The sequence below is a fragment of the Altibacter sp. HG106 genome, assembly GCF_028561755.1.
In the GTDB taxonomy this organism is placed as follows: Bacteria; Bacteroidota; Bacteroidia; order Flavobacteriales; family Flavobacteriaceae; genus DFVG01.
The window spans coordinates 1-2,788 of sequence record NZ_JAQQTD010000022.1 but is presented as its reverse complement, the minus strand read 5'-3'; the positions used below and the strand labels follow the sequence as shown (position 1 = coordinate 2,788).

Annotated in this window: 2 protein-coding genes; both read right to left on the bottom strand. The window is 35.0% G+C overall.

Annotation, left to right across the window (positions count from 1 at the left end; translation table 11 throughout):
* Nucleotides 1-303: 303 nt before the first annotated feature.
* Nucleotides 304-1,242, bottom strand: coding sequence for a T9SS type A sorting domain-containing protein (locus PO830_RS14765; RefSeq protein WP_272854345.1), 939 nt, complete (start codon nt 1,240-1,242; stop codon nt 304-306).
* Nucleotides 1,235-2,632, bottom strand: a complete 1,398-nt coding sequence (locus PO830_RS14760; protein ID WP_272854344.1) for a hypothetical protein — start codon at nt 2,630-2,632, stop codon at nt 1,235-1,237. Before PO830_RS14760 ends, PO830_RS14765 begins: the two co-directional genes overlap by 8 nt.
* Between the last annotated feature and the right edge of the window lie 156 nt (nt 2,633-2,788).

Genomic DNA, 2,788 nt, shown 5'->3' with positions numbered 1-2,788 from the left:
CTCTGCGTTGTGTTCCTTAAGTTCCCCATAAAAATTTAGTGAAACCCGAAAGTCCGAATTATTGCACTCCAACGGTCCGGGCTATCATGTCGGCGGGAGGCTTAGGCGGCTGAATCGGCAGAACCAAAACGCGGAGCGTTTGTGGGAAGCAGCCTTAGCTGCGTGCGATTCAGCTGAGCTTGGTAGCCGCCGAATATGTTCAAAATATTCCGATGACCTTTTTGTTTGTTTTAAAGATAGTGTTTTTCGTTAAAGTGAATGACCCGATGCATGATAGCCATTGTTATGCAACGAATGGATAGCTTACTTTACTAACAAGCTTAATGTCTCGAAACCCTCTAAAGTTTTTACGACTACAAAATATCTTCCTTGGGATAAATCTGAAACATTGTAGAATTTAGATGGACTCAAATAAACTCTTTCTAATTGGCCTAAAACATTAAAAATCTGGACTTCTTTAACTTCTCCGGATACCTCAATTTTAAATTTATCTATTGCGGGGTTGGGATATAATAAAACATTATTTTTTGGAACATCCTGTACGCTTAGAGCATCACACTCTGCCTCGGTTTCAACAAAAGTGCTATTAGGATCAATATTTATCCAATTAGATTGACTATAATCTGCATCATCTACGTATATACAAAGCAAGTCTGAATTATTGCTTGAGTTATAGTTGGTAATATTTGTGTTATTCCCATTACGAAGGTCCAAATGATCAAGCAAATTGTTTGAACAGCTGAAGAAAGTTAAATCTGCATTATTGGTAAGATCCAACGAAACAATTTCATTGTTAGAACAGCTTAGCCCTGATATTAAAGTATTGTTGCTTACATCTAATGTACTTAGTTTATTATTTATTAAACTCAATTGTAGTAATGTAATACATTCTTCAATTTGAATTGATTCAAGATTACTATTGAAGGCAAGAGTTAATTCACTTAGTTGTGGATTTCCATTAAAGTTTATACTAGTACATAAAGTAAAAGCAGCATCAAAGAAAGCCAAGTTTGAAAAGTCTTCTAGACCACCAAAGTCTGAAATGTTGTTATTGATATCATCAATGGTTAATTCGGTTACATTCTCCGCGTCAGAGGTTAAAATTCGACCGTCTAGAATTTGTTCTGTATCAATTCCCTCATCAATAAGAAATTGTTCAAAATTACTATCCAAAATTGCAGTGTATTGACCATAGATAGGAATGGTAAAGATTAAGAATAATATAACAATGTACCTATTCATCTTCCTTAATTAGCGTAGTTTGATTTTCTGAGCCATCGTCATAATATTTGTCAATAACATACAAACCTGATGGAAGATCGTATATTAAATTCGGCTCGTTTATACCAACTGAGTCTTTTGGTGTTACTGTTACATTCGAGTTGAAAACTCCATCATTAAATCTTGTAACACTTCCTCCATTTGGAGCTTTATTGAAATTGTCATAACATCTTCTTGGCTGTATAGGAGATTCATCTAGTTGAACTATCCGTATCGCTGAATGGTTTGGATGTATTATTGAGGCAAAGTCAGATTCGTTCTTATCAAAACTTGCTATAACAGTCGAAAGATCAAATGTGAAATTGGTGTTTTCATAATCTCTTGGTATCGGGCAATCGCATTCGCATTCGACGAAACGATAATCAAATCCAGGTTGAAAAGTTGGAGGACCATTTTGCGGTAATGGCCCAGCAAAATAATATTCGCCTTTATATGGATCATATAAAACGCTCACATCTTGCAATATTGGGCCAAAAACAGAGTTATTGTTAATAATCGTCTCCCGCATTCTTACCCCTTGTCCAGGCGTAAAGTCTCTTAAGAAAGGATAGTCGGATGGAGATTCTACTGTCAACATTATGTTGGTAGCATCTATATCCACATATGGAATTTTTACACCGGTAGCATTGTCTTTGACTTCATTGCTAAAAATATAGTAAGAATCACCAGTAGTTAAATCTCTACAAAAATTCGGGTTTTCATATGCAGCAAATGTGTCAGTAACAAAATCACCTGCTTCGTCAGCATTAAAATCTCCACTAGTCTGATTTCTCGTTACATTTTCAGAATTGGTTGTAAATGTTGGAAACCAACCTTCTGTTCTCAACTGACCCACTGGATCGAATTCACAGAAAAGAGGATTATTAAATGTCATTAATGTTCTTCCAGTACCTTGAAAAGTATGAAGTAAACCAAAAATATGGCCAATTTCATGAAGTAGAATTTGAGGATTAGTTTGAAATGCGGTATAACTAACTAGAATATAAGAAGTATTTAATGCAGTGCCTCCAGGTATGTCCTGTATATGTACATTTAACATATCATTTTGAGGAGTAGCTGTACCATTAATTAGTTCGAAACCGCGATATTTGAAAAATATATTAAACTGATTATAGTTAATGTTTAGATCAGCTACTGCTCTTAAATAATCATCTTCTGTTAAGGTTACAGTTTGGTAATCATGAAAAAAAATGTTTAGAACTAATGGAGTTTCTGACATAAAATTCATATCGGTGTGCCCACTATGATATGATTCTTTTCCATATGTAATGGTATTTGTAGTACAAAAAGACTGGCTAAAGCTTAGAGAAATTGAAAAAAAGAACCCCAAAATCAAGTAAAATATTTTCATAATATTATTTAATAAATGACGGGGAGTCTTCGCTAAACTAACGAAATAAATTCATAATTCAAAACGACATTTGTTGCATAACGGTCCAGGCTATCATGTCGGCGGGAGCTTAGGCGGCTGAATGGCAGAAACGGTTTTGCGGAGCAAAAGCCGGAA

Excerpts from the sequence above, each read along its gene's own strand:
- PO830_RS14760 (WP_272854344.1), bottom strand. The coding sequence starts at position 2,632 with ATGAAAATATTTTACTTGATTTTGGGGTTCTTTTTTTCAATTTCTCTA.
- PO830_RS14765 (WP_272854345.1), bottom strand. The coding sequence starts at position 1,242 with ATGAATAGGTACATTGTTATATTATTCTTAATCTTTACCATTCCTATC.